This is a genomic window from Halopenitus salinus (assembly GCF_042662125.1).
GTDB lineage: Archaea > Halobacteriota > Halobacteria > Halobacteriales > Haloferacaceae > Halopenitus > Halopenitus salinus.
In genome coordinates this window covers 346,303-371,122 of the sequence record NZ_JBHSXL010000009.1, presented here as the reverse complement: position 1 = coordinate 371,122, position 24,820 = coordinate 346,303, and the positions used below count along the sequence as shown (strand labels likewise).

The following is a 24,820-nucleotide window of genomic DNA, read 5'->3' as shown; positions in this document are numbered from 1 at the left end:
GGTCACCTATAGGTTGGCGTGCGCGTCGTCCGGAAACGGTGATCGCTGCCTTCGGGCCAGCACTTATCCGTTCTCCCGACACCTAGTGGTGCATGCCACCAACGATCACGGACATCGTTTCGATCGAGTTCGCCTACGAGCTCGAGGAGCAGGGACCGACCCCCGACGGATTCCACATGGTCTACGAGCCGGACTCGACCTTCGAGCGCCGTCTCTTCGGCGTACAGGTACACACCGACGAGGGGATCACGGGCGAGTACGTGGGCGGGAACTCGCCGGGGATGGCGGAGTTGAACATGGTCGCGGACTACCTGATCGGGAAGAACCCGCTCGAGCGCGAGAAGCACTGGTCGGAGATCAAGCGCGCGCTACGGAAGTACGACCGCATGGGCATGGGGCCGATCGACATCGCGCTTTGGGACTTCGCGGGCAAGTATCACGACGCCGCGATCCACGAGCTGCTCGGCACCTATCGCGAGCGCCTCCCCGCGTACGCCTCCACCTACTTCGGCGACATGAACGGCGGGCTCGACTCGCCGGAGGCGTACGCGGACTTCGCCGAGGAGTGTCTCGAGATGGGGTATCAAGGGTTCAAGATCCACCCGTGGGGCGGCCAGTGGCGCGACACCGAACGCACCATCGAGACGATCCACGCGGTCGGCGAGCGCGTCGGCGACGAGATGGACCTCATGTGCGATCCGGCCTGTCAGATCGAGACCTGGGGCGACGCGCTCGCGGTCGGCAAGGCGTGTGACGAACACGACTTCTACTGGTACGAGGACCCCTATCGCGACGGCGGCATCTCCCAACACGCCCACCGGAAGCTCCGCCAGAAGCTCGATACGCCCATCCTCCAGACCGAGCACGTCCGCGGAGTCGAACCGTTCACGGACTTCATCGCGAACGAGGCGACCGACTTCGTCCGCGCGGATCCCGAGTACGACGCCGGGATCACCGGCGCGATAAAGCGCGCTCGCGTGGCCGAGGGATTCGGCCTCGACATCGAGTTCCACGCCCCCGGCCCCGCACAGCGGCAGTGTCTGGCGGCCATCCGAAACACGAACTACTACGAGATGTCGCTCGTCGGCCCGAAGACGCCGAACACGACGCCGCCCATCTACGCCGACGGCTACACCGACCAGCTCGACCGCATCGACGACGACGGCACGATCGGGTTCCCCGACGGCCCCGGCCTCGGCGTCGAGTACGACTGGGAGTTCATCGAGGCGAACGAGACGGGTCGACGCGTCTACGAGTGAACGCCCGACGCGTCCGCGAATAAGCGCCCGACGCGTCCGCGAGCGGATGAGCGCATCCGCGAGTACCTGAATCGGGTCGCCCTTCCGATGGCCCGACGCCGGTATCTTTAACCCGACCACGGTGGGTGTGTGTATCAATGACGTCCGACCCCGGCTCCATCGTCACGGTCACCGGTCGCATCGACCCCGACTCGCTCGGGACGACCATGACCCACGAGCACCTCTTCATCGACACGGTCGACGCGCTGTACACGAAGCCGGACAGCGCCGTCGACCGCCGGCTGGCTCGCGAGCCCGTCTCGATGGAGACGCTCCCGTACGTGAGACGCAACGCGATGCAACACCGGGACAACATGCGGCTGGACTCCCCGGAGGAGGCCGTAGACGAGGTGGAACGGTACGTGCAGGCCGGCGGGGACGCGATCGTCGACGTGACGCCGAAGAACGCCGGCGAGGACCCGCGGGCGGTCCGGCGGGTCGCGAACGCGACCGGCGTGACCGTCGTCCACGGCACGGCCTACTACGTCCGTCCGGTCCATCCAGACCGGATCGCCCGGATGAGCGTCGACGAGATCGCGGCGGAGTTCGTCGACGACGTCGAGACGGGGATCGACGACACAGACGTTCGCGCCGGCCTGATCGGCGAGATCGGGCTGAGCGGACGGATCCACGAGGCCGAACGGAAAGTGGCTCGCGCGGCGGCCCGCGCCGCGCTCCGGACCGGCGCCTCCGTGAACTTCCATCCGCCCGGTCGAACCGAACACAGCCAACGCGATCGCACCTACCCGACCTCCCGGTGGTGCCTCGAGATACTGGACCTCGTCGAGGAGGAGGGACTCCCGGCCGATCGTGTGGTGATGAGCCACATGGACCGGACGGTCTTCGAGGACCTCACGTATCAACGCCGCCTCGCCGAGCGCGGCGCCTACCTCGAGTACGACCTCTGGGGCATGGAGGCGTCCCTCGATCAGTACGGCGACGCCTACATGTCCGATTCCCGGCGCCTCGAGTTCGTCACGGAACTGATCGACGATGGACACGCCGACCGGCTGCTGTTCTCACAGGACGTGTACACGAAGCTGCAGCGGACCGCCTACGGCGGGTTCGGATACGCCCACGTGCTCGAACACGTCGTTCCGCTCCTGAAGAAACGCGGCGTCGACTCCGATGTCATCGATCGGATCCTGGTCGACAATCCCCGGTCCGTGCTCGCCTTCGTCGAACCCGAGTGAAACACGTCGGTCACGTTGCTCCCGTCACTCCCAGGGCGGGTCCGCCAGCGCGGCGCCGTCCCCCAACGCGCGTTCGATCTCGAGGAGCCGGTTGTACTGTTCGGTTCGCTCGCCGCGGGTCACGCCCGTCTTGATCTGGGTCGCGGAGAGCCCGACCGCGAGTTCGGCAAGCCACGTGTCGGGCGTCTGTCCGGAGCGTTCGGAGACCTGCAGGTCGTACCCGTTTCGGCGGGCCAGGTCGGCCGCCTCGAGCGCCTCCGTGAGCGTTCCGACCTGGTTCACCTTCAAAAGCAGCGCGTCCCCGGCCCCCCGTTCGATCCCGTCCCGGAGGCGGTCGGGATCGGTCACGAAGAGGTCGTCGCCGACGATCTGTGCCTCGAGGGATCTCGTCAGCTCCGCCGTCCCCTCGAGGTCGTTCTCCTCCAGCGGGTCCTCGATCGACACGAGCGGGTAGGCGTCCTCGAGGTCGGCGTAGAACTCGAGGAGCTCGCCCCGATCGAACGGCTCCTCGAGGACCGCGTAGGTCCCCGACTCGGGGTCATAAAAGTGGCTCGCCGCGGCGTCGATCCCCAGGGCGAACGATCCGCCGTAGCCCGCCTCCTCGGCCGCCGCTAACGCGAGGTCGAAGGCGTCCCGCGGGTCGGTGATCGGCGGCGTGTATCCCCCCTCGACGCCGACGTTTCGCGACCTGGCGTCGTACCGCTCCTCGAGCAGGTCGCCGAGCACCGAGTAGGTCTCCGCACACATCCGCACCACCTCCGAGATGGAGTCGGCTCCGACCGGGATCAGCTGGTGTTCCTGGAAGGCGAGCCCGCTCTCCGCGAGTTCGCCGCCCTCGATCACGTCGAAGAGCGGGACGGGTAGGGATCCGACGTCGGCGCGCCCGAGGTAGCGATAGAGCGGCAGTCCCACCGCGTCGGCAGCGGCGACCGCGGTCGCGAGCGAGACGCCGGTCGTCGTGTTGCCGCCGAGCCGGGACCGATCGTTCGTCCCGTCGAGCTCGTCGAGCGCGCGATCGACGGCCCGCTGGTCGGTGACGTCCAGCCCCGCGAGCGCCGGATCGATCTCCGTTTCGACCGTCTCGACCGCGCCTTCGACGCCCCGGCCGTGGAACCGGTCGTCCCCGTCACGCCGTTCGACCGCCTCGTGGGAACCGGTCGATCGACCACACGGAACGTCGGCGGTCCCGCACGCGCCGCCCGCGGTTCGAACCGTCACCCGGAGCGTCGGATCCAACCGGCAGTCGACGATCTCGAGCGCGGAGACCGATTCGATCGCCGTGTTCGTCCGTGGGGCGTGTGATTCGTGATTGGTGGGTTCACGTGTCATGGTGTGTGGATTCGCATGTCATGGTCGGCAATCTCGTTCATCATTCGTCTGCTCGTCATTTGTTCGTCGTTGTCCGGTCATCGCCGGCGGCTACTCCGGAGCGTCCCCTCCCACGAGGACGATCCGGAGGTCCATGAGGTTGGTGTCGGTCGGTCCGGTCACGATCGCGTCGTCGAGCTCCCTGACGGTCCCGGCGGCGTCGTTCGCCGCGAGCGCGTCGCTGATCGGGACGCCGGCTTCACTCGCGCGGCGTCGGGTCTCGCCGGTCGCCATCGCGCCCGCCAGTTCGGTCGGTCCGTCGGTTCCGTCGGTGCCGACGAACGCCCCGACGATCCCGGACCAGCCGTCGACGCCGCGTGCGAACCCCAGCGCAGTCTCCTGGTTCGGTCCGCCCTCGCCGCCCTCACCGTCGACGGTCACCGTCGTCTCGCCGCCGGTCACGAGCGCCATCGGCGGCTCCGCGGGGCGTCCCGACTCGACGGCGTCGGTCGCGATGCCCGCGTGGACGAGCCCGACCTCGCTGGCCTCCCCCTCGATGCGCGTCGAGAGGACGATGGGTTCGTACCCGCGTTCCCTCGCGGCCTCGGCGGCGGGCAGACAGACGCTCGAGGCGTCCGCGAGGACGACGTTCCGGACCGGGAGGTCAGCGATCGCCGCCGCGTCGAGCGTCTCGGGTCGATCCCCTTTCGCTCCGCGCTCCAACCGGCCCGACGCCGTTTGCGGGATCGCCTCCCGCAGCCCGTATCGATCCAGCACGCGGAGCGCGTCGGCGTAGGTGGTCGCGTCGGGCGCGGTCGGTCCCCACGGGTCGCCCGCCACCTCGTCGACGACGATCAGGCTCTCGACCGTCGCCGGGGCGAGCCGATCGGCCAGCCCTCCGCCCTTGATCGCGGAGAGGTGTTTGCGGACCGCGTTGACGTCCTCGATCGGGGCGCCGGCCCGCAGGAGGCGGTCCGTCGTCCGGGCCATCGCGTCGAGTTCGATTCCGTCGGGCGCCGCGAGCAGCGCCGAGGCCCCGCCCGTGATACAGCAGACGACCAGGTCGTCCGGTCCCGCCCGGTCCGCGAGCGCGAGGACGCGCTCGCCGGCCGCCAGGCTCGCACCGTTCGGGATCGGGTGGCCGGCCTCCATCACCGAGACGGCGTCCTCGGGCAGGTCGAACGCCGTCGAGTCGACGGTCGACGCGTCCTTCTCGACGATGAGCGCCTCGCTCACGGCGTCCCCGAGGCGGCCGAGGACCGCACTCGCGAGCGCCCCGGCCCCCTTTCCGGCCCCGATCACGAACACGTCGTCCGCTGACGCGTCGCTGGCCGCGTCGAGGTCGTACGTCCGGCCGTCGATCGTTACGACGTCGCCGGACCGTTCGAGGATCCCCTCGAGCAGCCGATCCGGGGCGACCGCGGCCAGCGCCTCCTCGATGATTCCGACGGCGTCGGCTCTGCGGACCGCCTCGTCCCCCTCGACGAGCGTCGCCCGGTTGCGGACCGTCACGCTCGCTCGTGCGTCCGGGACCTGTTCGTGGTGATCACCATGCTACCGAGGAGCATCGTCGCCCATCGCACATAACCGTTGTTGCCGAATCCGTGTGTAGCGGTTGGTCGACGTGTCGGTGAGGGTTCCGGATTGGGGCGAACGGGATTCGAGAACCCGATCCGCTAGTTCCCGCCGCGAACGACGTGCCCGTATTTGAGTAGCGCGACGAAAACGGCCCCGCCGAACGCGTTTCCGACGGTTGCGAGCGAGAGGAACGCCAGGTAATCCACCAGGGAGACTGCGGGCGACATGAACAGCCCGAAGAGGACCTCGACGTTGCCCGCGATCGAGTGCGGGAGGTGGAGGAGCCCGATCGTTCCCGTGACGATGAAGACGAGGAGCAGCCGACTCGTCGTCTCCTGGGCCGCCGTGATCAGCCACGCCAGCAACCCCATCAGCCACCCCGCGAACACGCCGCCGACGAACAGCCATCCCAGGTCGTGATCGACCAGTTTGAGCGCGATCGTCTCGAACGCCCCCGGCGAGACGACGCCGAGCCCCGGCATCAACAGCACGACCAACAGCGTGAACAGCAGCCCCCCGACGACGTTTCCGACGTACACCAGTCCCCAGAGACGCGCCAACTGCCGGATCGACGCCTGTCCGTCGAGGACCGGTATCACCGCCAACGTGGTGTGTTCCGTGAACAGCTCCGAGCGCCCGAGGATCACGAACATGAACCCGATCGAGTAGACGCTCGCCAACAGGAGTTCCGTCGAGAGATCCCCGAATCCCCCCTCCGAGAGGGTCAACACCACCGCCATCATCAGCGGACCGAACCCGATGTCGAGGCCGGCGGAGAGCCCGGAGAGCAGGAGCCCGGACCGCTCGCGATTCATCTCGTGAAGCGCGCTGTCGATCAGCGATCCGAGGACGTCTCGCGACGTCCGTTGTCCCGTTGAATCGGCGGGGTTGGGCCCTGAGTCACTCACGGTCGGTCCTCGTTGACCGATCGTTCTCGTTCACCATATCCAAACCTTTGCATTGGGTCGAACGACGTCCTTCAGTTCCGGATGACGATCGTCGTTGCGAACGGCGGTGCGAGCGACCGTCGTCTTCCCGGCGCCGGAGGGACCGAACAGAACGCAGTTCTCGGCGCGGAATCCGTCCTCGATCGGCGAGAGCGCGTCGGTCACCTCGTTCATGTGGCTGTTGCGACCCACGATCTCGTTCGAGAGGTGGTCGTCGTCGAACACCGTTCCGTCGCGTATCACGTCGAATCGATCTCGGAGCGACGTGATAAGTCGTACCCCGAGGGTTCCGATCGGTTCCGGATGGGTCCACTCGACAGAACGCTTTTGCCCGTCTACCCGAAACGTGGAGGTATGAGCACCGATACGGGCGTGGAGGAGAACGGGCCGACCACGCCGACCCGTATCCGGATGGAGTTATCCGAGGACGGTGAGATGTGGATCATCACCGACGAAGATACGGGCGTGACGACGCAGGGCGAGACGCGCGAACACGCCCTGGAGATGCTCGACGAGGCGGTCGCACTCCACGCCGGGAACGGTGAGAACGTCGATGACGAGGCTGCCCTCTTAGAGGATCTCGGACTCGATCCCGACGAGATCGAGGAGGCTCGAGCGGAGTCCGAGGAGCTGCCGGAGTTCATGCAGTAACGAATGGTCACGACCGACTTTTCCGGCCAGGACGTCTCAAGGCCCTCACGAAGAACAATTTTCGAGTGATCGGCCGTGAGGGAAGCCACGTTCGCCTGCGATACGATCATCCTGAGAACGACGACGACGTTCGGCTCGTGACCGTGCCAATGCATGACCGAATCAAAGGCGGAACGCTTCGCGACATCGCCGACCAGTCCGGCGCCCAAAACTTCAACGCGTGGTGTCGATGGATCGATCGGAACCGGTGACCGCCGAGCAGTTCGTCGCCTTCTAGGTGGCGATGAACGAGCAGGCTATCGAGCTTCGCGAGCAGGACGGGATGTACTAGCTCGAGGTGGATTTCTGACGAAAGCTAGATGTCGATACGAAGGAGCAGATCTGCCGGTCGGTCTTTCCACGATCGACTTGGAGCTGTTCCCAGCCCCGTAGTTCAAAAACGGAGGCGAAATGTGACCTGGTGAGTTTGACTGACCGAACCTCCGTTATGCTGCTAAATCAGGGGCCGTCCAAAGCCCCCTATGTAGCATGTCACACGATAGCTCAACCGATTGCAGGTTGCCTGAGTATCGTGCTTGCCTACCACGAATCCCGTTGGGGTTTGTTGGTAGGCACCATGGTATATAGACTCAGAGAGTAAATAAGTGTGGCTCGTCTCGGAGTGTATTGAGCGATTCACGTGCTGTCTAGACTGAGCAACAGGGATTTCACGTTTGAACAGAAGCGCGATGTTTCGGCTCTGTTGAAACCTAATCCTTCAGACCGTGTTCTGATGGAACAGCCACTTGATAGCGACTGGTATCGAGCATGCGCCGACCGACAGAATACTTACGACAATGTATCTACAAATCAACGTATGGAAAATAACCCAGTCGAGAATAATTTCATTACCCGGTTCATCCTTGGTTTCGCGGTGATCATCGCGATGATGATTGGTGGACGTGCTGTCGGTGGTGTCTTGATCAGCGCCGATATTCCCTACGGCGACTGGATTGGAGTTGCAATTGGGGCAATTGCCGTATTTGGAGTGTTTGCTGTGTTATACCAGCGGTACGATGAATCCTACAACACCACGTAGTTGATACCTATCCCCGCTATTCGCACAGTCAATACGTTTTCTTGACTGAGGAATTGCGATTTCACGTTTCTACACAAACGAGAGATCTCCGACTCTGTTGGAGCCCTATTCTTCAGACGTGGGTGCGATGAAACAGCCGGTTGATGAAGACAGCGTATTTCTCGATAACGCTCACAACCATTCAAGTAGTTCGATTGTTTATCTTTATCTATCATGGATGAGGATGAATTCAAAAAGCGGCTTAGGAAAGAATTCAATTGTACCTCAAAAGAGCGAGAAAAAGTTGTAAGAGAAGCTAAGAAGCTGGAGGGTTCGGGTCTCTATGAGTTATTCAGTGAGGAAGATGACCCGTTTACTATTGATGCAGCAATATCTTCGATGAAGGCTGCCCCCGGTCATCTCAAGGTTACGGGTAAATGGAACTACTGGATGGGGTTGCTTGGTACTGGTGATGCTGGGTTTGATGATTTTAAGTCTTGAAATCCGAATACCAGAGCCCGAGAGATACATCAATTCTCTGTATTGAGCGATTCATGTACCGGCCAGGCTGAGTCACTTGGATTTCACGTTTGTACAGAAACACCGAACATCGACCGTCGATCGGCGCCGATCACGGCGGAACCCCACCGGAACGCTTATTCTTCGTGGTTCTCCGGGGGAACGTGAAATGAGAACGGAGCGAAACAGGGACGGGAGTTGGAACGTGTGGCTGTCGCGCGAGGAGTACCAGGCGATCCCGCGAGCGGCCGACTCGTTCGAACACGAGATCGCGATCCGGCTGATGGGCGACTGTGGGCTGCGCGTCTCCAAAGACCTCGACGTTGAGCCGCGCCATATCTCGCGCATGACCGACGGCCGCCACTACGAGCTCGAGATCGTCGCCGGGAAGGACACCACCGGCGAGCATGTCGACGGCAAGCAGCGGGAAACGTGAGTTCCCGTCGATACTGAAGCCACGATCAACCGATACGCCCAGGCGGTCGACGTTGATCGAGACGAGCCGCTCATCGAGATCGACCTCCGTCAGTCCGCGCGGCGTGGTCCGCCGCGATTCCGCGGTTCCGTTCGGGCTGGTCGGCGGGGTCGAGCCAGTCGACGTCGAGTCCGGCAGCGCTGCCGAGCTGGATGCGCGGCCGGGAGTCGCACGAGGTGCAGCGGTGAACGCCCCCCTCCTCATCGCCGAAGGTTCGGCGGAACGTATCAGAAACGTGAGGTTCGCAGTTGAGACAGAGAGAATTATCGGTCAATTGACCGATCCGCATCATTTTCGGACCCTCCGGTCGTCGATTTCGGGGCCCTGACCGGGTTGAAATCCCCGTTAATGGAGTTCTGTAAAGAATTTTATGGGACCGCCGAGAATCGAACTCGGGTCATACCGACCCCATCGGCATAGGATACCACTACCCCACGGTCCCGGGCTGCATCCGAACGAACGAGAGTCCGTTAATTAAGGGCTTCGTTTCCCCCGTCGACGGCGGTCACGCGTCCCACGATCGGCCGGCGTGACGCCCCGCGATCGGGCATCGAGGCGTCCCGCGATCGGCCGGCGGAGAGTTACACGAGCACGCGCTCGAGATCGACGACCAGTCCCTCCTCGGCGGCCGGATCGCCGACGAGCGTTCCCAGACAGACGGCGCTCCCGTTGGGGAGGTAACACGCGACGAGGGGACGACCCTCCGGATGGGGAACGGCGTCCCCACCGTCTCCGGCGTCGTGCTCCGCTCCGAGCTCGGCGCCGTCGCCCGACACGAACTCGACGTCGATCACCCCCGGCGCGTAGACCGGCGCGCCGGTGGCGACGTTCGCCGCCGCGGAGGGGGCGATCGTGACTGCGGGCAGGTGGCTCAGCGCGTCCTCCCCGGGTCGAACCACCTCCCGGAGGTAGGAGTCGTCGCCCTCGCGGGCCCACGCGAGCGCGTCCCACAGGTCCTGCAGCGTGTGGAGATCGGTGTCGTCGAAGGGATCGGTCGCGGTGCGGCGCAACGCGCCCATGTGGCCGCCGGTGCCGGCCGCAAGCCCCAGGTCGTGACACAGCTTGCGGACGTAGGTGCCGGACTCACACCGAATCCGGAGCAGGCCGCGTCGATCCTCGCGCTCGAGAAGGTCCAATGCGTGGATCCGGCGGGTTCGAAGCCGTCGCGTCACGGCGCTTTTTCGCGGCGGCTTCTGGTAGATCTCCCCCTCGAAGTCCGCCACGATGGTCTCGAGGTCGGCGGGTGGGACGTCGTGGAACTCGAGTTCGGCGACGTACTCCTTTTCGCCCTCCAGGAACACCCGGGCGGCACGCCTCGCCGTCCCGACGAGCGTCGGGAGACAGCCGGTCACCTTCGGATCGAGCGTCCCCGAGTGGGCGACGCCGTCGATCGAGGACCCCTCGGGATCGAGTTCGGCGAGCGTCTCGGCGATCTCCTCGCGGATCCACGCGGCGACCTGGTGGGAGGTCGGCCCGGCCGGCTTGTCGAGGTTGACCACGCCGAAGCGCAGCCGCTCCGCCGCCGTCCGGTCCGCGGGCGCGGCGCGCAGTCGGTCGTCCGTCACGGTCGGCCTCCGCTCGTTCGGTCCGTGGGCCCCTCGTTCGTCCCGGTCATCGATCCTCCGTTCGTCCCGGTCATCGATCCCACCGTTCAAAAGTCGTACCGGACGCCCTCGACGGGGTGTTTCCCCTCGTCGAGATCCGGGTCGTAGGCCTCGACCAGCGAGACGATCGACTCGAGGACGGACTCCGGGCCCCACCGGGCCGTGTTGTAGACGACGTCGTAGATACTCAGGTCGGCGATGGGAATGTCGTAGTACTCGCGGTATCGCTTCGCCTCGCTCTCCTCGCGCCGACGCGTCTCCTCGCGCGCACGGTCGACGTCCTTGTCCTCCCGGTCGGCGATCCGTGCGGCACGCACCTCGATGGGTGCATCGAGCCAGATCCGCACGTCCGCGGCGTCGCCGGCGAGCCAGCCGGCGAGGCGGGACTCGATGACGACGTCCTCGCGGGTGGTCGCGATCTCGTGGAGGCGTCGGTCGAGCTCGCGGTCGATCCGGTCGTCGGTCTCGGCGTGTTCGTTGAACTCCACCGGCGTCATGTCGCGTTCGGCGGCCATCTCACGGAAGATGTCGCCCCCGCTCACGTGATCGAGATCGAGCGCCTCGGCCAGCCCGGCGGCCGTGGTGCTCTTCCCGCTTCCCGGCGGGCCGGAGACGGTCAGTAACATACCGACACTCTATCGAGCCCGTTACAAACGACTGTCGTTTCACGCGGCCGTCGATCGACGACCTCGTTTCGAGAACCTCCCCCGGACGGGGGCTTCGTCACGCTTTTCACCGCGCCATTCGAACTCGAGGTATGAGCGAGGACGACAAGTATCCCCCCGAATCCGGGCGCCGGCGGTTCGTGAAGGGCGTCGTCGGCGGTGCGGCCCTCTCGGGCGTGGGCGCGGCCGGCTCCGCGACCGTCAACACCCTGACGACCTCCGCCGGAGAGGGTGGCGGCCAGACCGTCGCGATGGCCATCGAGCTCACCGGCGGTCCGGCCCCGCGCGGAATGCCGCAGATCCCCGTCGAGATCACCGACGACGGCTACCTCCGCGGCAAGTGGCCGGAGACCACGACCATCACCCAGGAGGGCGTCGAGGTCCAGGTCGCCCAAGAGGACATGGCCGGCGGCGTGACCTACGCCGGCGAGTGGTTCCAGTACTGCGGGATGGAGGGCTATGAGAACATCCAGCCCGACTTCGAGTCCGACAACATCCTCCGGTCGGCGCCGGGCGGATACGACTGGCAGTCCGAGGAGTACGAGACCGGCGACCGGATCCGGGCCGACTCCTTCGAGAACTACGAGGAGTGGGGCAACGGCATCGGATCGGACGGCATCGGCAAGCCAGCGGTCACCAACTGGCGCTCGGAGGACTCCGAGGACACCCTCACCGTCACCGTCATTCGATCGCCGATCATCGAGGAGGCCGCCCAGGACGACGAGTGGCTCGCGGCCTCGACCGAGAACGGCTTCCTCGCGTGGATGAACGTCTGCACCCACTTCTGTTGTGTCCCCGGGTACAAGAAGAACGAGGAGGCCGCCCGCTACGACGCCGCCGACGGCGTCTACTGTCAGTGTCACCAGTCGCGGTACGACCCGTTCAGCATCGTCGAGACGCTCTTCGTCGCCCGTCCGCGTCCGAACTGATCTCCCGGTTCGATTTTCCCAGTTCGATTCACCCGCCCGATTCTTCCGGTTCTCCCGGTTCGAGCCGCGCCTTTTTCCCCACCCGGTCCCACCGACCGATATGGACGCCGCAGACGCCGACACCGACTCCGACGCCGCAGACGCTGACCCTGACGACGAGTCGACCGACCCCGACGACCGAGGCGAGTTCGCCGCGGAGGTCGAGCGGGCTCGCGCGCTCCTCGATCCCGACGTCGACGCGCTGTTCGTCGGCGCGATCCGCGACGGGGAGGTCGAGACGACCTTCGCCCAACGTGCGGACGACGCCGATCAGGAGGCGCTTCAGCCGCTCGGGCTGCTCGCGGCCCACCTCCAGCTCGTCTCGCGACAGGCCGGCGTCGAACCGTCGACCGTCGCCGGCGATGCGGCCACCCTCGCCGGACAGGTCGAGGAGATCCCCGCCTCGACCGACTCCCTCCCCGACGAGGAGTAGCCGGGCGTCGAGACGCGTCGTCGTCTCGATCCTGGCCGCTCGCCGACGTCGAGACGCGGAGGTTTATAACCGATCGCGGCGAATCGCGTTGCGATGACGACGTTCATCGCCGCGACGAACTCGGTACACGCGAGCGCTGCGATCTGTGACTACCTCCAGGATCGGCTCGCCGACGACGACGTCGTTCACGCGGTCAACTCGCTTCCCGGCGGCGATGCGGCCACCGACGATGACGTCCGCGACGGCGAGGAGGCGTTGAACGTGATGTCGGTTCGGCTCGGAGGGCTTGCGAGCGTGGAGACCCACCAGTTCGTCCGTGAAAACGACGCGGCCGAGGACGTGCTCGCGTCCGCAGCCGACCTCGAGGCCGATGAGATCGTCCTGGCGGTGCGCGAGCGCTCCGCGACCGACAAGCTGCTCTTTGGAAACGTCGCTCAACGGGTGCTTATCGACGCCCCGGTTCCGGTCGTCGCCGTTCCGCGCTCCGCCTGAGGGCGTCTCGACGAAGCGGGTTCCAACGAGGTCTAACGTCGATTCTCCTCCGCCGGCCCGAAGTCCTACGCCGACTCGAATCCGGGAAGGTCCTCGAGGATCGCACCGATCCCCGCGAGCGCCTCCCGGACCTCCGCCACTCCCTCGCTTTCGGTGCGATCGGGGTTCGCCCGCACCCGGACGTTCTGGTCGCCGAGCGAAACGAACCCCAGATCCAGCTTCTCGGCGGTCGATCGCAGGCCGATCCCCGCGTCGGCGTCGCCCGCCTTCACGCGTCGCGGCGGGCTCTCGAAGGCGCGGACGGTCCACTCGAACCCGTCGATCGAGTCGGCGAGCTCCCGTCGTTCCACCCCGCGTTCCGCGGCCATCCCGTCGAGGGCGGCATCGAGGCTCGCGCGCAACCCCGAGTTCCGGTCGCGGTTGAGAAACCGGAGATCGCGATCGACGAGATCCGCGAGCCCGGACACGTCCGCGGGATTCCCCGTCGGAACGACGAGGCCCCACTCGCGCGTCCAGCCGCCGAGGTCGATCGACTCGACGTCCCGATCGACCGGCCCGGCGGTCACCGCGAGGTCGGGAAGCCCGCCGCGAAGCCGTCTGAGCCCCTCCCGCGACCCGACCGGCAGGTACCGCGGGCGATCGAGACGGTCGAGCAGCCGGTTGAGGGCCGGGTCGTCCTCGCCGACCCCGAGCAGCGTCGGCGGGCGGACCTCCGGCGAGAACAGCTGCACCTCGACGCGCTCGCCGGCGTCGAGGTACTCGGTGTCCGGATCGACGGCGACGACGCCGTCGGCCTCGACGAGGCTCGTCGTCGCGCCCGATCCCTTGTCCACGGGATAGACGAGCGGCGGATCGTCCGTTCCGGGGCGTTCGAGCACGCCGACCGGCATGAGTCGCAGACGCCCCTCGCCGTACCGCTCGCGGACGGCCATCTCGCCGCCGATCGTCGCGGTCCGCGGCTCCGGTCGCCCCGCGGCCTCCCGGATCGCGGGCGCGACGAACGTGCGGAAGATGGTGAGCGCCGAGACGGGATAGCCGGGCAGCCCGACGTATGCCGACTCGCCCGCACGGTCGGCATCGGGTGACCGGTCGATGCGACCGATCAGCATCGGCTTCCCCGGCTTGACCGCGACCCCGTGCAACAGCAGCTCGCCGCGTTCTTCGATCACGCGATAGATCACGTCGACGGCGCTGGCGGAGGTCGACCCCGACGAGCACACGAGATCGCACTCGTCGGCCGCGCGGACGAGCAGCCGCTCCATCTCCTCGTAGTCGTCGCCGGCGTGCGGATAGAGGACGGGCTCGCCGCCGGCCTCCCGGACGGCCGCGGCGATCGTCGTCGAGTTCACGTCGTAGATCTGTCCGCGGTCGCTGTCGAGCTCATCGCCCGGCCGCACCAGCTCGTCCCCGGTCGAGACGATCCCGACCCGCGGACGTCCGCGAACCGGGACCGTCTCCCGACCGAGCGCGGACAGCAGCCCGATCTCGCGGGACGTGAGCCCCGTCCCCGGCCCGAGGGCGCGCTGACCGGCCGCGACGTCCGCGCCCGCGACCATGACGTTGTCGCCCGGCGCGACCGACGTCCGGATCGCGATCCGCGAGTCGTCGTCGCTCGCGAGTTCGCCCTCGTCTCCGGGTTCGACCTCGTCCGTCCGTTCCACCATCACGACCGCGTCCGCGCCGGGGGGCATCACGGCGCCGGTCGAGATCTCAGCGCACGTCCCCGCCTCCACGGTCACGTCCGGCTTCGCGCCGGCGTGGACCGCCCCGATCCGCTCCAACTCGACCGGATCGGCCTCGTCGGCCCCGAAGGTGTCCCGCGCGCGGACCGCGTAGCCGTCCATCGAGGCGCGGTCGAATCCCGGCACGTCGAGATCCGCATCGATCCGTTCGGCGAGGACCCGCCCGTCGGCCTCCTCCAGCGGCACGGACTCCGTGGCGGGCTCGAGTTCGAGGCTCGCGATCGCGGCGTGTGCCTCCGACGGCTCGGCCAGATCGCGGAACTCCCGGCGGTCGCTCATTCGTCCACCTCCCAGATCTCGACGTCGACGGTCGTTCCGGCGTCGAGGCCCTCGGTCGACTCGGGGACGACGACCCACCCGTCGGCGAGCGCGACGCTCGAGAGAACGCCGGACCCGCTCGCGCGGGTGGGGATCGCCTCGAAGGGGACCGATTCGCCGGCATCATCGCGGTCCGCTCCGTCGTTATCGGCTCCCGTTTCATCGACCTCCGCCAGTCTGACGCGTGCGAACGTCCGCGTGCCGGGCTCGCTCGCCACCTTCCTCGTCAGCCGCGCGCGTCGCGTCGGATGCGGCTGCACGTCGGCGCCCCCGGATCGTTTGAGCGCCGGCCGGAGGAACTGCACCGCGTTGACGATGCAGGCGACCGGATAGCCGGGCAGACAGACAACCGGCGTGTCCTCGACGACGCCGAGACAGACGGGGTGTCCGGGCTTGAGCGCAACCCCGTGAACGAGGACCTCCCCCAGTTCGGCGAGAACCTCGGGCAGGAGGTCGCGCTCGCCGACCGAGGACCCGCCCGTCGTGACCACGAGATCGGCGCCGTCGTCGATCTCCGTTCCGATCGCCTCCCGGAGCAGCGTCTCGTCGTCGGTGACGACGTCGCGGTACCGCGCGGTTCCGCCCCATCGCTCGACCAGTCGGGAGACGGTGAGGCCGTTCGTCTCGATCACCTCGCCGGGGTCGGGATCGGCGTCCACGAGCTCCTCGCCGGTCGGGATCACGGCCACCTCGGGGCGTTCGCGGGCCGTAACCCGTCGGCGGCCGACGGACTTCAACAGTCCCAGATCCGAGGGCCGAAGGCGGTGTCCCGGCTCGTAGAGCGACTGTCCCTCGGCGACGTCCTCGCCCGCCTCCCCGACGTTGTCCCCCTCCGCAACCGCGTCGAACGCCTCGATCTCGGCCCCGCCGGCGACCTCCTCGACGTGCTCGATCATCACGACGGCGTCCGCTCCCTCCGGAAGATCGCTTCCGGTGTGGACGCGGGCGGCATCCTTCGCACCGACCGATCCCTCCGTTCGGTCGAGTACGACCGGCGACCGATCGGAGGCGCCGAATGTGTCGCGGGCACGGACCGCGTAGCCGTCCATCGCGGCCCGGTCGTAGCCCGGAACGGGGTTGGGCGCCCGGATCGACTCGGCCACGACGCGGCCGTCGGCCTCCGAAAGCGGGACCGACTCGCTTCGACCGTGCGGGACGACCGCCTCGAGCAGGATTCGCCGGGCGGTCTCGACGCGGGTCCGGTCCTTGAACCCGGCCTCGTGTCTCCGTGTGTCCATACGCGCCGTTTCCCCTCCGAGGTGAAAAGCCCGTCTCCGTCGACCATCCGCTCCTTCGTTTTCCTCTCGTCTCTCTTCTTCGACTCTCTCCCTCGTCTCTCTTCCTCGTCGACCACACCCTTTTTCGACCACGCGACCGTACTCCGCCTCATGTCCGCGCTTCGTGACGCGCTTCGGGACCTCCCCGAGCCGGCGTTCGCAGATCTCCTCGAGTCAGAGCGCGCCTACCTCGTGGTGGTCGATCTCCCCGGCGCGACGAGTGAGACGACCGAGGTCGTCGTCGAGTCCGGCCGGATCGAGATCGAGGCCCGTCGGGAGAAGGCGACCCCGGAGGGTTATCGATACGTCCGCGAGGACCGACCGCTGTTCCTCGACGTCGATCTCCCTCTCCCTCCGGACGCCGACGGCGAGCGTGCCCGCGCGGAGATGGACCGCGGCGTCCTGGAGCTGACGGTTCCTAAACGCGAGGGCGAGGACGGCACGCCGATCGAGATCGGCGACGCCTGAGGGTGGTCACGCTGGTCTCCCTTCGCGCCTACTGGCGGTTTCTCGTCGTCGTTCGGCGGTTCTCGCCGCTGATCCTCGCCTACTGGCGGGACCGTCGCCGATTCCTGCTGTTCGGCGGGAGCCGGCGGGTCGACGCCGAGACCCAACGCGAGCGCGCCGAGACGCTCCTCGACATCCTGTTGACGCTGGGTCCAACGTTCATCAAGCTCGGGCAGCTGCTCTCGACTCGCCCGGACGTCCTCCCGCCTGCGTACATCGAGGTGCTCTCGAGCCTCCAGGACGACGTTCCGCCCGCCCCGTGGCCGGAGTCGAAACGCGTGCTCGAGGACGAGCTGGGTCCGGTCGAGGAGGTCTTCGACGACTTCGATCCCGAGCCGATAAGCGGCGCGAGCCTCGGGCAGGTATACACCGCCACCTACGAGGGCGATCCGGTCGCGGTAAAGGTTCGACGTCCCGGGATCGAGCCCCTCGTGAACGCCGACCTGCGCGTCATTCGGTGGTCGCTTCCGATCGTCAAACGCTTCATCGGGAGCGGGCGGGCGTTCTCGCTCGAGAACCTCTCCGAGGAGTTCTCGAAGACGATCCGCCAGGAGATGGACTACGAGCGCGAACGCGAGATGCTCGCGGAGATCCGCGCGAACTTCGCCGACGACGGGTCGATCCGGATCCCGACGTCCTACGCGGAGGCGTCCGGCCGCCGCGTCCTCACCATGCAGTACATTCCGGGGACGAAGATCGACCGGATCGCGGATCTGGAGGCCGCCGGCCACGACCCGACCGCGGTCGCCGAGACGCTCCAGCGCGCCTACCTGCAGATGATCATCGACGACGGCGTCTTCCACGCCGACCCGCACCCGGGCAACCTCGCCGTCGACGACGAGGGGGCGATCGTCTTCTACGACTTCGGCATGTCCGGGCGCGTCGACCCGTTCATCCAGGACCGGATCGTCGACTTCTACGTGGCCGTCGCCGACCAGAACATCGACGCCATCCTCGACACCCTCATCGAGATGGGGACGCTCTCGCCGGAGGCCGACCGCGAGGTGATGGGCGAGGTGATGGAGCTCGCCATCGCCGACGCCCGCGGCGAGGACATAGAGCAGTACCGCGTCAATCAGATAATCGAGCAGATCGAATCGACGATCTACGAGTTCCCGCTGCGGCTCCCGCGGAACCTCGCGTTGGTCCTGCGGGTCGCGACCGTCGTCGAGGGGGTCTGTGTCACCCTCGATGAGGACTTCGACTTCATCGCGACCGCGACGGACTACCTCCGCGAGGAGGGGTACTACGAGGAGACCGCCCGCGAGCTGGCCGCCGAGGCCGGCGAGCAGGCGCGTGCGACCGCCGAGGCGCTCTTCACCGTCCCGCCGAAGCTGGATCGGGTCCTCGATCGCGCAGAACGCGGCGACGTCCACCTCAACGTCACCATCGAGGACGAGACGAAGGTGCTCGACAAGCTGGCGATGCGGATCGCCTACTCCGTGTTGCTCGCCGTCGGCGTGCTCTCCGCGACGATCCTCTACTCGTTCGCGAACGCCTGGGAGCTCGCCGCGGTCTCGCTCGGGCTTTCGACGCCGCTTGCGATCGCGTTGTACCGCTCGTTCCGATCGCGTTCGGGGATCCGCGCCAAGCCGCAGTTCACGCGCCAGAGCATGCGAAAGCGCCGCGAGGAGTGACCCACGCGAACCACTCGAGATCCCCACACGAACCACTCAAGGGTCCACGGCGGCTTGTCCCCGACATGGACGACGACCTCGAGGAGACGATCCGGCGCGGGATCCGGCTGGCGGGTCGCCGCTTCGAGGAGACCAAACGCGCCTACCGGGAGGGCCGATCCGGCGGCTCCGAAACGGTCGAGGACGACGTTTCCGGGTTCGGCCTGCCGACCGACGAGGACGGGAACGCCCGGATCGTCTGTCGCCGCCACGGCGAGCGCCGATCGGTCCCGGTCGACGAGTCGGGTCGTCCCGCCTGTTTCGAGGCCGATCACCCCGACTGCGAGGGCTGTCTCGAGGACGTGCGCGACGGATACGTCGAGACGTGGTGAGCGCGTGGTGATCCGTCGGGAACTGCCGTCGTTCCCGCCTACCGCTCCTCGACGTGTCGCACCGAGACCGCGATCCCCCGCGTCGACTCGGCCATCTCCCGGCCGTGCATCTCCGCGCGTCCCACCGCGAACGCGCGCGGTCCCTCGATCACGACCTCGTCTCCGACCCGGATCGAGTCGTCGGCGTCGACCACGCCGGGAGCGAGAACCGACCCCTGGGGGACGAACCCGTCGATCTCCACGGTCCGGGTCGCCACGTCGGAGTCGACCCAGCGTTCGGCGCCCGCGAGCGTGAGCGAGAGAACGCCGTACTGTGGAACCATCGTCGCGAGCTGTGTCCCCTCGTCGCCGGCCGGGCCGTCCCACGCCTGCAGCTTGGGGTAGCGCCCGTTCGTTCGCAGGTCGACGTCCTCCCCGAAGAGGCGGTCGCCGGCCGCCTCCCCCGCGTCCGCCCACGTGTCGCTCCCGAACTGGTAGTCGGCGATGGCGCGAACCGTGTTGTGCTCGCGTTCGCGTTTGCTGTAGGTCTCCTCGCCGGAGAGGGCCTCCGAGAGCCGCTCGAGAGAGGCGTCCGTCGTCGGGTGGTCCTCGCAGGTGTAGTCGATCGGCACCTCGAGGTCGTCCTCGACGCGCTCGACGATCGGGCCGTAGTCCTCGGGCACGTGAGCGATCACGCGGGGATACTCGTTGTCCTCGAGGTAACGCCGGAGGACCTCGGCGACGAACTCCGTCTCGTCGCACGACCAGCGGCCCGTCACGACCGAGTCGTAGTGTTGGGCCGGGTAGGTCGTCTCGAGCTCCTGTGGGACGACGCCGATCGGCGAGGTCACGGAGACGACGTGGCCGCGCCACCCGATCGCGTCGTGGAACTGTCGGTGGCTCCGAGAGTCGCTGTAGGGCTTCGTGGCCGAACACGGCACCAACACGAGCGGCGCGTCGAAGCGACACCGGTATCGGGTGCTCACCCGGTCGGCGAAGCGCTTGATCTCGGCCCGCTCGAGGGTGTCCTCACTCGCCGCCGTGATCTCCGATTCGCGGATCACGGGCGCGTGACGCTCGACGTGGCTCCAGCGCTCGTCGAACACGCGGAACGTCGCCGTGAGCCACTGGTCGTGGCGGGCCTGCCCCTCGATGTAGTCGCGCAGCCGCCCCCGCCGGATCCGGTGGCGGACTCGCCGGAGCTCGGCCTCGAGCGCGTTCAGGTTGTGCGCCTCGCAGTCCTCGCGGGTGAACTCCCCGCGGGGGACCGCACAGGCCGGACAGGCGCACGGCAGCTCCTCGAGGTCCTCGAGGAAGTGTTCGCCCTCGTTCGTGAGGTACTTTCCCTGTGACCCCTTCACCCGGGCGAGCGATCCGTCGACCAGGTCGACGCCGGCGTACGCGAGCGTCGCGACGTTCACCGGCGTGGAGACGCCCGAGAGAACGAGCGCCGTGTCCGCCGGGATCGCCTCCTTGACCCCGACGATCGCGTCGACGAACGCCGACCCGTGGCCCACGAACCCGGTCGCGTCCGAGAGCACGTATGCGTCGACGTTCGCGTCCGTCTCGGCGACGGCTGCGGCCGGATCCGCGGCGCTGATGACGGCCGCGCTCGGAAACTCGACGTTCGGGTGATCGACCCGGAACGACTCGCGAACGGGCTCGCGGGTTCCCGCGGGAAACCCGCGATGGGGCAGGACGGTGAGGGCGCTCTCGTCGCCCTCGGGAACCGACCGGTCGCCCGCCCAGAGGCTGCCGGCGTCCGCGAGGACGTCGTCGGCACGTGCCGGGGTCGAAACCGGGTCGGCGAGACGAAGCTCGCCGAGGCGGGCCATGCCGTCCCGCTCGTGGATCTCGAAGTACTCGGTCATACCGTCGCTGCGCCGCGGACGGCCGAATAGGTTGCGTTCCCGTGGCGTCCCTCACTCCGCGCGCGCCTGAGCGGGACCGCCCGACTCGCCGAACGCGACGTCGTTCGACCGACCGCTCGGCGGGCCGTTTCCGAGATCGTTCGGCGGCCCCCCGTTTCCGTCGCCGTTCGATGACGCGCCGGTCTCGCGATCGTCCGAGGGACCGCTTCCGCTCGCCTCGCCGTCGGGTTGCCCTCCCGCCTCGTCGCCTCCCTCCGAACTCTCGTCGTCGTCGCTCTCGTCGTCGTCGCTCTCGTCGTCGTCGCTCTCGTCGTCTTCACTTCCGCCGTCGTCGCTTTCGCCGTCGTCGTTGCTCTCCTCGTCCCCACCGTCGTCGCTCTCGCCTGGACCTTCCTCGCCTCCATCCGGTCCACCACGCCCGTCGCCCGCCCCGTTCCCCCGACCCGGGACGTCGCTCGAACCCGACCCTCCGGGGTCGTTCGTCGACCGTCCGGGGTCCCGATCGGCCCCGTTCCCGTCCCGACTTCCGGTATCCCCGTCCTCGCCTCCCCCATCACCCTCGTCGCTCTCGTCGTCCCCGTCTTCCCCGTCCTCGTCGTCGCTCTCGTCCTTGCTGTTCCCGCCACCCACCCCGCTTCGACCCCGGTCACCCGGTGCGTTTCCGGCGTTCTCGCCACCTCTATCGGGACCGGCACCGCCGGCTGCTCCGTTTCCTTGGACACCATCCGGTCCGTTCCCCGGTGCACTGTCCGGTCCGTTTCCGGGCACCCCGTCCGGCCCTTCCCCATTTGACCCCGTGCCGCGGCCGGCCCCCGGCGGCTCGCCGTCGGCTCCGCTCGCGTTCGGGGCGGAACCGTTCGGAACGGTCACGGAGCGGTTCGACACGTTCGTGGAGCCGTTCGAGGCGTTGCCCGGCGGTCCGCTCGCGTTCGCGGGAACCGACTCCGGCGGGCCCGCCCCGGTTCGATTCCGAACCGAAGCGGGCGGTCCCCGGGCGTTTTCGGCCGCCTGCTCGACCGCCTCCAGCGCGCGTTCGATCTCCGGTTCGTTCGGGACCGTGGCTCGCGTCTCGTTCGCCGCCGAGCCAGTCGCCTTCAGTCTCGCCCGCGCTCGACGGTCCGCGACGCGGTATCGCTCGGGCGAGATCGACCCGTTAGCCCGGGCCGCGGCGAGCTTCGCGCGCTCCTCGCGGATCGCCTCGACCCGATTCGACAGCTCGCTCGCGCGCTCGCGACCCGCCTCGTTCGAGTCCTCGTCGTCGATCCCGGCCTCCCACATCCCCTGGTCGATCGTCGAACCCGTCTCCGCCGACGTCGACTGCACGAACGCCGAGACCGCCGATCCGAACCCGTTTTCGTCCGGGGCGTCGGTACCGTTTTCGTCCGGGGCGTCGGTACCGTTTTCGTCCGGGGCGTCGGTACCGTTTTCGTCCGGGGCGTCGGTACCGTTTTCGTCCGGGGCGTCGGTACCGTTTTCGTTCGAGGCGTCAGTACCGTTCTCGTCCGAGGCGTCCGTTCCGTTTCCGCTCCCGCCGTCGCCCCCGCCGGTGGGTTCGCTCTCGTTTCCGTCGGCTCCGCCGATCTGTGGTGCGACGCCGGATGGATCGGGGACGTCGGCCGAATCGGCGACGTCGAACGGCTCCGGTCCGTCGAGCGCCGCCGATCCGTCGTTCGTGGCGTCCCCCGTGTCCGGCACCGCGGCTGCCGTCCCCGCGACGAGCGGGATCGCGGCCGCGATCAGACAGATCGAAAGCACGACGGCGGAGCCCCTCATTGATCGTCCTCAATCGGGGCTCGAATATAAACACCGAGTTCCGTTCGCGCCGTTTTTCCCGCGAACGGTCGGTTCAATGACTTCTTTCCGGCCGCTCCGGTCTCCGGTTTCGACGTTTTCGATCGCGAGGGGCGGATCTCGAACGCGAGCCTGTCCTCCGTGAGCGAGTCCTCAGGCCGTTATCACGAGCTTGCCGACGGTCTCGCGGTCGCGCATCGCCGCGAAGGCGTCCGCGGTCTCCGAAAGCGGATACGTTCCGTCGATCTCCGGATCGAGGTCGCCGAACGCGACGAGATCGACGAGCGTCTCGAGGTCGCCCTGGGTCCCCATCGTGCTGCCGACGATCCGCTTGTGGTTCAAAAAGAGGTCCGCGACGTCGAACGTCGATCGTCCGCCCGCGGTCCGCCCGCAGACGGTCATGATCCCGCCCCTGCGGAGGACGTCCATGCCGAGTTCCGTGTAGGGCCCGCCGAGGTGGTTCACCACCGCGTCCGGCGTCCCGACCGCCTCCACGGCACCCCGGAGTTCCTCCGGGTCCTCTCCGTGGACCGGATGATCGAGCCCGAGCGACGCCACCCGATCGAGCTTGCTCGCCGACGAGGAGGTGCCCACCGTCCGCGCGCCGAGGACGTCCGCGAGTTGGATCGCCGCGAGGCCGACCCCGCCCGTGGCTCCGGGGACGAAGACGAGGTCGCCGGCGCCCACCTCCGCGCGCTGGAGCATCCGGTAGGCGGTCACGTACGCGGTCGGGAGCGCGGCCGCGGTCGTCGCGTCGACCCCCTCCGGACGCCGGACCAGCCTGTCCGCGGACACGCGCGCCGACTCCGCGAGCCCGCCGTGATACAGCGAGAAGGATTCACACAGGTTCTCCGGACCCTCACGGCAGAACCGGCAGCGTCCGCAGGTCTCGTTCGGACACAACACCACCTCGTCGCCGGGCGCGACGTCGGTCACCCCCTCGCCGACGGCGCGGACGGTTCCGGCGACGTCGAGCCCGCTCACGAACGGGAGGTCGTCCGCGTCGACCATCGCGGAGTCGCCCTCCAGGATCCACAGGTCGTGTCTGTTGATCGCACACGCCTCCACGTCGACGACCGCCTCGCCGTGCTCCGGATCCGGCGTCGGTCGATCGACGATCCGTACTCCCTCCGGCCCCGTCAACTCAGAGAATGCTGCGGCGCGCATCGGACGAGGGTTCGACGGCCGATCAAATAGGACTGGCGCCCGCCGTTCGTCCGCGTACCGCCCGCGGCCCGGACGCGCCGCTGCCCGCCGTCCGGACGCGCCGCGGTCCCCGTCTCGACGCGCCGCCGTCCCTCTTCGATCCTCGAACGATATCGACGGTCGACGAACCCCACTTTCGATACCCTTTTGCGCGTCTCGGACGGACGTCGACCACGATGAGCCAACGCGCGAGAGAGGAGTTGGCGCGACGGATCGCCGGCGAGATCACCCTGAGCGACGATCCGGGCGCGACGCTTCGCAAGTGGCGCACGGACTTCGACGTCTCCCAGACGGAGCTCGCCGCCCAGCTCGAGGTCTCCTCGTCCGTCGTCTCCGACTACGAGAGCGGCCGCCGGGAGAGTCCCGGAATCGGTGTCGTCCGACGGACCGTCGAGGCGCTGCTCGACATCGACGTCGAGCGCGGCGGCGACCGGCTTCGACAGCACGCACGCGTCCTCTCGGCCGGCTTCGAGAGCGACGTGGTCCGCGACCTCCGGGAGTACTCGACGGCCGTCCCCCTCTCGACGTTCCACGACGCGATCGGAGCGAACGAGATCCAAGCCGGCGAGCGCGACCGGATCTACGGACACACCGTCATCAACTCCATCCAGGCCATCTCCCGGCTCTCGAGCGAGGAGTTCTACCGGCTGTACGGCCAGTCGACCAACCGCGCGCTCGTGTTCACGAACGTCACGCGCGGGGAGTCGCCGCTCGTGGCGCTCCGGGTCGTCACGCCGACGCCGAACGCGGTCGTCCTCCACGGCATCGAGGAGCCGGACCTCTGGGACCACGCGGCCGACCTCGCTCGGGCCGACGGTTTCTCGCTCGCCGTTTCGACCCGCGACCTCGACGACTCGCTCGACACGCTCCGCGACCTTTGAGTCCGCGTCCCCGCCGCCCGCGCGTCTCGAAGCGCTTACCCACCTCGCCGGC

25 protein-coding genes, 1 tRNA gene and 1 pseudogene are annotated in these 24,820 nt (G+C 67.7%); 14 read left to right on the top strand and 13 right to left on the bottom strand.

The genetic code is table 11. The features are described from left to right. Nucleotides 1-92 precede the first annotated feature (92 nt). Nucleotides 93-1,259: an enolase C-terminal domain-like protein gene (locus ACFQE9_RS11340; protein ID WP_379744491.1), complete on the top strand. Its 1,167-nt coding sequence runs from the start codon at nucleotides 93-95 to the stop codon at nucleotides 1,257-1,259. Between the two features lie 137 nt (nucleotides 1,260-1,396). Then, nucleotides 1,397-2,491: a phosphotriesterase family protein gene (locus tag ACFQE9_RS11335; RefSeq protein WP_379744489.1), complete on the top strand. Its 1,095-nt coding sequence runs from the start codon at nucleotides 1,397-1,399 to the stop codon at nucleotides 2,489-2,491. Between the two features lie 24 nt (nucleotides 2,492-2,515). On the opposite strand, the gene eno is transcribed toward ACFQE9_RS11335, so the two are convergent. The 4 genes and pseudogenes from eno to ACFQE9_RS11315 all read right to left on the bottom strand — a co-directional run. After that, nucleotides 2,516-3,820, bottom strand: coding sequence for a phosphopyruvate hydratase (gene eno / locus ACFQE9_RS11330; protein ID WP_379744487.1), 1,305 nt, complete (start codon nucleotides 3,818-3,820; stop codon nucleotides 2,516-2,518). A gap of 90 nt (nucleotides 3,821-3,910) precedes the next feature. Then, complete coding sequence (locus ACFQE9_RS11325; protein WP_379744485.1) at nucleotides 3,911-5,311, bottom strand: glycerate kinase type-2 family protein; 1,401 nt, start codon at nucleotides 5,309-5,311, stop codon at nucleotides 3,911-3,913. Nucleotides 5,312-5,475: 164 nt separating this feature from the next. Further along, on the bottom strand, nucleotides 5,476-6,285 hold the full coding sequence (locus ACFQE9_RS11320) for a formate/nitrite transporter family protein (RefSeq protein WP_379744483.1): 810 nt from the start codon (nucleotides 6,283-6,285) through the stop codon (nucleotides 5,476-5,478). Nucleotides 6,286-6,318: 33 nt separating this feature from the next. After that, a pseudogene (locus ACFQE9_RS11315) lies at nucleotides 6,319-6,498 on the bottom strand (Cdc6/Cdc18 family protein); the annotation flags it as partial. Nucleotides 6,499-6,678: 180 nt separating this feature from the next. Between ACFQE9_RS11315 and ACFQE9_RS11310 the strand changes: the two are divergent. The 5 genes from ACFQE9_RS11310 to ACFQE9_RS11290 all read left to right on the top strand — a co-directional run bounded on the left by ACFQE9_RS11310 (nucleotide 6,679) and on the right by ACFQE9_RS11290 (nucleotide 8,987). Further along, on the top strand, nucleotides 6,679-6,975 hold the full coding sequence (locus ACFQE9_RS11310) for a type II toxin-antitoxin system HicB family antitoxin (RefSeq protein WP_379744481.1): 297 nt from the start codon (nucleotides 6,679-6,681) through the stop codon (nucleotides 6,973-6,975). Nucleotides 6,976-7,040: 65 nt separating this feature from the next. Further along, on the top strand, nucleotides 7,041-7,226 hold the full coding sequence (locus ACFQE9_RS11305; RefSeq protein WP_379744479.1) for a type II toxin-antitoxin system HicA family toxin: 186 nt from the start codon (nucleotides 7,041-7,043) through the stop codon (nucleotides 7,224-7,226). A gap of 521 nt (nucleotides 7,227-7,747) precedes the next feature. After that, entirely contained in the window at nucleotides 7,748-8,053 is a 306-nt protein-coding gene (locus tag ACFQE9_RS11300; RefSeq protein ID WP_379744477.1) for a hypothetical protein, read from the top strand. Nucleotides 8,054-8,266: 213 nt separating this feature from the next. Beyond that, entirely contained in the window at nucleotides 8,267-8,533 is a 267-nt protein-coding gene (locus ACFQE9_RS11295) for a hypothetical protein (RefSeq protein ID WP_379744475.1), read from the top strand. Between the two features lie 187 nt (nucleotides 8,534-8,720). Continuing rightward, complete coding sequence (locus tag ACFQE9_RS11290; RefSeq protein WP_379744473.1) at nucleotides 8,721-8,987, top strand: hypothetical protein; 267 nt, start codon at nucleotides 8,721-8,723, stop codon at nucleotides 8,985-8,987. A 70-nt stretch (nucleotides 8,988-9,057) separates the two neighbouring features. Here the strand turns inward: ACFQE9_RS11290 and ACFQE9_RS15270 are convergent, their stop codons facing one another. From ACFQE9_RS15270 to cmk, 4 genes are all read right to left on the bottom strand, one after another. Continuing rightward, nucleotides 9,058-9,315 (bottom strand): DUF7563 family protein, encoded by a 258-nt coding sequence (locus ACFQE9_RS15270; protein WP_465261200.1) that lies wholly within the window; start codon nucleotides 9,313-9,315, stop codon nucleotides 9,058-9,060. Nucleotides 9,316-9,397: 82 nt separating this feature from the next. Next, nucleotides 9,398-9,468: transfer RNA gene (locus tag ACFQE9_RS11285), tRNA-Pro, on the bottom strand. 139 nt (nucleotides 9,469-9,607) lie between these two features. Continuing rightward, nucleotides 9,608-10,591: an RNA-guided pseudouridylation complex pseudouridine synthase subunit Cbf5 gene (locus ACFQE9_RS11280; protein ID WP_379744471.1), complete on the bottom strand. Its 984-nt coding sequence runs from the start codon at nucleotides 10,589-10,591 to the stop codon at nucleotides 9,608-9,610. Nucleotides 10,592-10,677: 86 nt separating this feature from the next. Next, a complete protein-coding gene (gene cmk, locus ACFQE9_RS11275) occupies nucleotides 10,678-11,256 on the bottom strand; it encodes a (d)CMP kinase (RefSeq protein ID WP_379744469.1) in 579 nt (192 codons plus the stop codon). A 131-nt stretch (nucleotides 11,257-11,387) separates the two neighbouring features. On the opposite strand from cmk, the gene ACFQE9_RS11270 reads away from it, so the two are divergent. The 3 genes from ACFQE9_RS11270 to ACFQE9_RS11260 all read left to right on the top strand — a co-directional run bounded on the left by ACFQE9_RS11270 (nucleotide 11,388) and on the right by ACFQE9_RS11260 (nucleotide 13,188). Further along, nucleotides 11,388-12,224, top strand: coding sequence for a QcrA and Rieske domain-containing protein (locus tag ACFQE9_RS11270; RefSeq protein WP_379744467.1), 837 nt, complete (start codon nucleotides 11,388-11,390; stop codon nucleotides 12,222-12,224). Nucleotides 12,225-12,324: 100 nt separating this feature from the next. Continuing rightward, nucleotides 12,325-12,696, top strand: a complete 372-nt coding sequence (locus tag ACFQE9_RS11265) for a hypothetical protein (protein ID WP_379744465.1) — start codon at nucleotides 12,325-12,327, stop codon at nucleotides 12,694-12,696. A 93-nt stretch (nucleotides 12,697-12,789) separates the two neighbouring features. After that, nucleotides 12,790-13,188 (top strand): universal stress protein, encoded by a 399-nt coding sequence (locus ACFQE9_RS11260; protein ID WP_379744463.1) that lies wholly within the window; start codon nucleotides 12,790-12,792, stop codon nucleotides 13,186-13,188. Nucleotides 13,189-13,253: 65 nt separating this feature from the next. Here ACFQE9_RS11260 and ACFQE9_RS11255 read toward each other — a convergent pair whose 3' ends face one another. Both ACFQE9_RS11255 and ACFQE9_RS11250 read right to left on the bottom strand, forming a co-directional pair. After that, nucleotides 13,254-15,209 carry a molybdopterin biosynthesis protein gene (locus ACFQE9_RS11255; RefSeq protein ID WP_379744461.1) on the bottom strand — a complete coding sequence of 652 codons (1,956 nt, stop codon included), beginning with the start codon at nucleotides 15,207-15,209 and terminating at the stop codon, nucleotides 13,254-13,256. Next, entirely contained in the window at nucleotides 15,206-16,486 is a 1,281-nt protein-coding gene (locus tag ACFQE9_RS11250) for a molybdopterin molybdotransferase MoeA (RefSeq protein WP_379744459.1), read from the bottom strand. The genes ACFQE9_RS11255 and ACFQE9_RS11250 overlap by 4 nt, the downstream gene beginning before the upstream one ends. A 150-nt stretch (nucleotides 16,487-16,636) precedes the next feature. Between ACFQE9_RS11250 and ACFQE9_RS11245 the strand changes: the two genes are divergently transcribed. From ACFQE9_RS11245 to ACFQE9_RS11235, 3 genes are all read left to right on the top strand, one after another. Beyond that, nucleotides 16,637-16,993 carry an Hsp20/alpha crystallin family protein gene (locus ACFQE9_RS11245; RefSeq protein WP_379744457.1) on the top strand — a complete coding sequence of 119 codons (357 nt, stop codon included), beginning with the start codon at nucleotides 16,637-16,639 and terminating at the stop codon, nucleotides 16,991-16,993. 2 nt (nucleotides 16,994-16,995) lie between these two features. Next, nucleotides 16,996-18,669, top strand: coding sequence for an ABC1 kinase family protein (locus ACFQE9_RS11240; protein ID WP_379744455.1), 1,674 nt, complete (start codon nucleotides 16,996-16,998; stop codon nucleotides 18,667-18,669). Nucleotides 18,670-18,734: 65 nt separating this feature from the next. Next, nucleotides 18,735-19,040, top strand: a complete 306-nt coding sequence (locus ACFQE9_RS11235; RefSeq protein ID WP_379744453.1) for a DUF7091 family protein — start codon at nucleotides 18,735-18,737, stop codon at nucleotides 19,038-19,040. 38 nt (nucleotides 19,041-19,078) lie between these two features. Here the strand turns inward: ACFQE9_RS11235 and arcS are convergent, their stop codons facing one another. From arcS to ACFQE9_RS11220, 3 genes are all read right to left on the bottom strand, one after another. Continuing rightward, nucleotides 19,079-20,890, bottom strand: coding sequence for an archaeosine synthase subunit alpha (gene arcS, locus ACFQE9_RS11230; protein ID WP_379744451.1), 1,812 nt, complete (start codon nucleotides 20,888-20,890; stop codon nucleotides 19,079-19,081). Between the two features lie 51 nt (nucleotides 20,891-20,941). Beyond that, complete coding sequence (locus tag ACFQE9_RS11225; RefSeq protein WP_379744449.1) at nucleotides 20,942-22,663, bottom strand: hypothetical protein; 1,722 nt, start codon at nucleotides 22,661-22,663, stop codon at nucleotides 20,942-20,944. A gap of 171 nt (nucleotides 22,664-22,834) precedes the next feature. After that, nucleotides 22,835-23,848, bottom strand: coding sequence for an alcohol dehydrogenase catalytic domain-containing protein (locus tag ACFQE9_RS11220; RefSeq protein ID WP_379744447.1), 1,014 nt, complete (start codon nucleotides 23,846-23,848; stop codon nucleotides 22,835-22,837). Between the two features lie 215 nt (nucleotides 23,849-24,063). Between ACFQE9_RS11220 and ACFQE9_RS11215 the strand changes: the two genes are divergently transcribed. After that, the gene (locus tag ACFQE9_RS11215) at nucleotides 24,064-24,768 is read left to right on the top strand and encodes a helix-turn-helix domain-containing protein (RefSeq protein WP_379744445.1); all 705 of its coding nucleotides are present in this window, start codon (nucleotides 24,064-24,066) and stop codon (nucleotides 24,766-24,768) included. The last annotated feature ends 52 nt before the right edge of the window (nucleotides 24,769-24,820 follow it).

What these genes read in the sequence shown, in the direction of transcription:
- ACFQE9_RS11220 (WP_379744447.1), bottom strand. Translation starts at nt 23,848, where the DNA reads ATGCGCGCCGCAGCATTCTCTGAGTTGACGGGGCCGGAGGGAGTACGG.
- ACFQE9_RS11310 (WP_379744481.1), top strand. Translation starts at nt 6,679, where the DNA reads ATGAGCACCGATACGGGCGTGGAGGAGAACGGGCCGACCACGCCGACC.
- ACFQE9_RS11300 (WP_379744477.1), top strand. Translation starts at nt 7,748, where the DNA reads ATGGAACAGCCACTTGATAGCGACTGGTATCGAGCATGCGCCGACCGA.
- ACFQE9_RS11215 (WP_379744445.1), top strand. Translation starts at nt 24,064, where the DNA reads ATGAGCCAACGCGCGAGAGAGGAGTTGGCGCGACGGATCGCCGGCGAG.
- ACFQE9_RS11270 (WP_379744467.1), top strand. Translation starts at nt 11,388, where the DNA reads ATGAGCGAGGACGACAAGTATCCCCCCGAATCCGGGCGCCGGCGGTTC.
- cmk (WP_379744469.1), bottom strand. Translation starts at nt 11,256, where the DNA reads ATGTTACTGACCGTCTCCGGCCCGCCGGGAAGCGGGAAGAGCACCACG.
- ACFQE9_RS11335 (WP_379744489.1), top strand. Translation starts at nt 1,397, where the DNA reads ATGACGTCCGACCCCGGCTCCATCGTCACGGTCACCGGTCGCATCGAC.
- ACFQE9_RS11260 (WP_379744463.1), top strand. Translation starts at nt 12,790, where the DNA reads ATGACGACGTTCATCGCCGCGACGAACTCGGTACACGCGAGCGCTGCG.
- ACFQE9_RS11255 (WP_379744461.1), bottom strand. Translation starts at nt 15,209, where the DNA reads ATGAGCGACCGCCGGGAGTTCCGCGATCTGGCCGAGCCGTCGGAGGCA.
- ACFQE9_RS11235 (WP_379744453.1), top strand. Translation starts at nt 18,735, where the DNA reads ATGGACGACGACCTCGAGGAGACGATCCGGCGCGGGATCCGGCTGGCG.
- ACFQE9_RS11225 (WP_379744449.1), bottom strand. Translation starts at nt 22,663, where the DNA reads ATGAGGGGCTCCGCCGTCGTGCTTTCGATCTGTCTGATCGCGGCCGCG.
- ACFQE9_RS11340 (WP_379744491.1), top strand. Translation starts at nt 93, where the DNA reads ATGCCACCAACGATCACGGACATCGTTTCGATCGAGTTCGCCTACGAG.
- ACFQE9_RS15270 (WP_465261200.1), bottom strand. Translation starts at nt 9,315, where the DNA reads ATGCGGATCGGTCAATTGACCGATAATTCTCTCTGTCTCAACTGCGAA.
- ACFQE9_RS11290 (WP_379744473.1), top strand. Translation starts at nt 8,721, where the DNA reads ATGAGAACGGAGCGAAACAGGGACGGGAGTTGGAACGTGTGGCTGTCG.
- ACFQE9_RS11295 (WP_379744475.1), top strand. Translation starts at nt 8,267, where the DNA reads ATGGATGAGGATGAATTCAAAAAGCGGCTTAGGAAAGAATTCAATTGT.
- eno (WP_379744487.1), bottom strand. Translation starts at nt 3,820, where the DNA reads ATGACACGTGAACCCACCAATCACGAATCACACGCCCCACGGACGAAC.
- arcS (WP_379744451.1), bottom strand. Translation starts at nt 20,890, where the DNA reads ATGACCGAGTACTTCGAGATCCACGAGCGGGACGGCATGGCCCGCCTC.
- ACFQE9_RS11265 (WP_379744465.1), top strand. Translation starts at nt 12,325, where the DNA reads ATGGACGCCGCAGACGCCGACACCGACTCCGACGCCGCAGACGCTGAC.
- ACFQE9_RS11245 (WP_379744457.1), top strand. Translation starts at nt 16,637, where the DNA reads ATGTCCGCGCTTCGTGACGCGCTTCGGGACCTCCCCGAGCCGGCGTTC.
- ACFQE9_RS11250 (WP_379744459.1), bottom strand. Translation starts at nt 16,486, where the DNA reads ATGGACACACGGAGACACGAGGCCGGGTTCAAGGACCGGACCCGCGTC.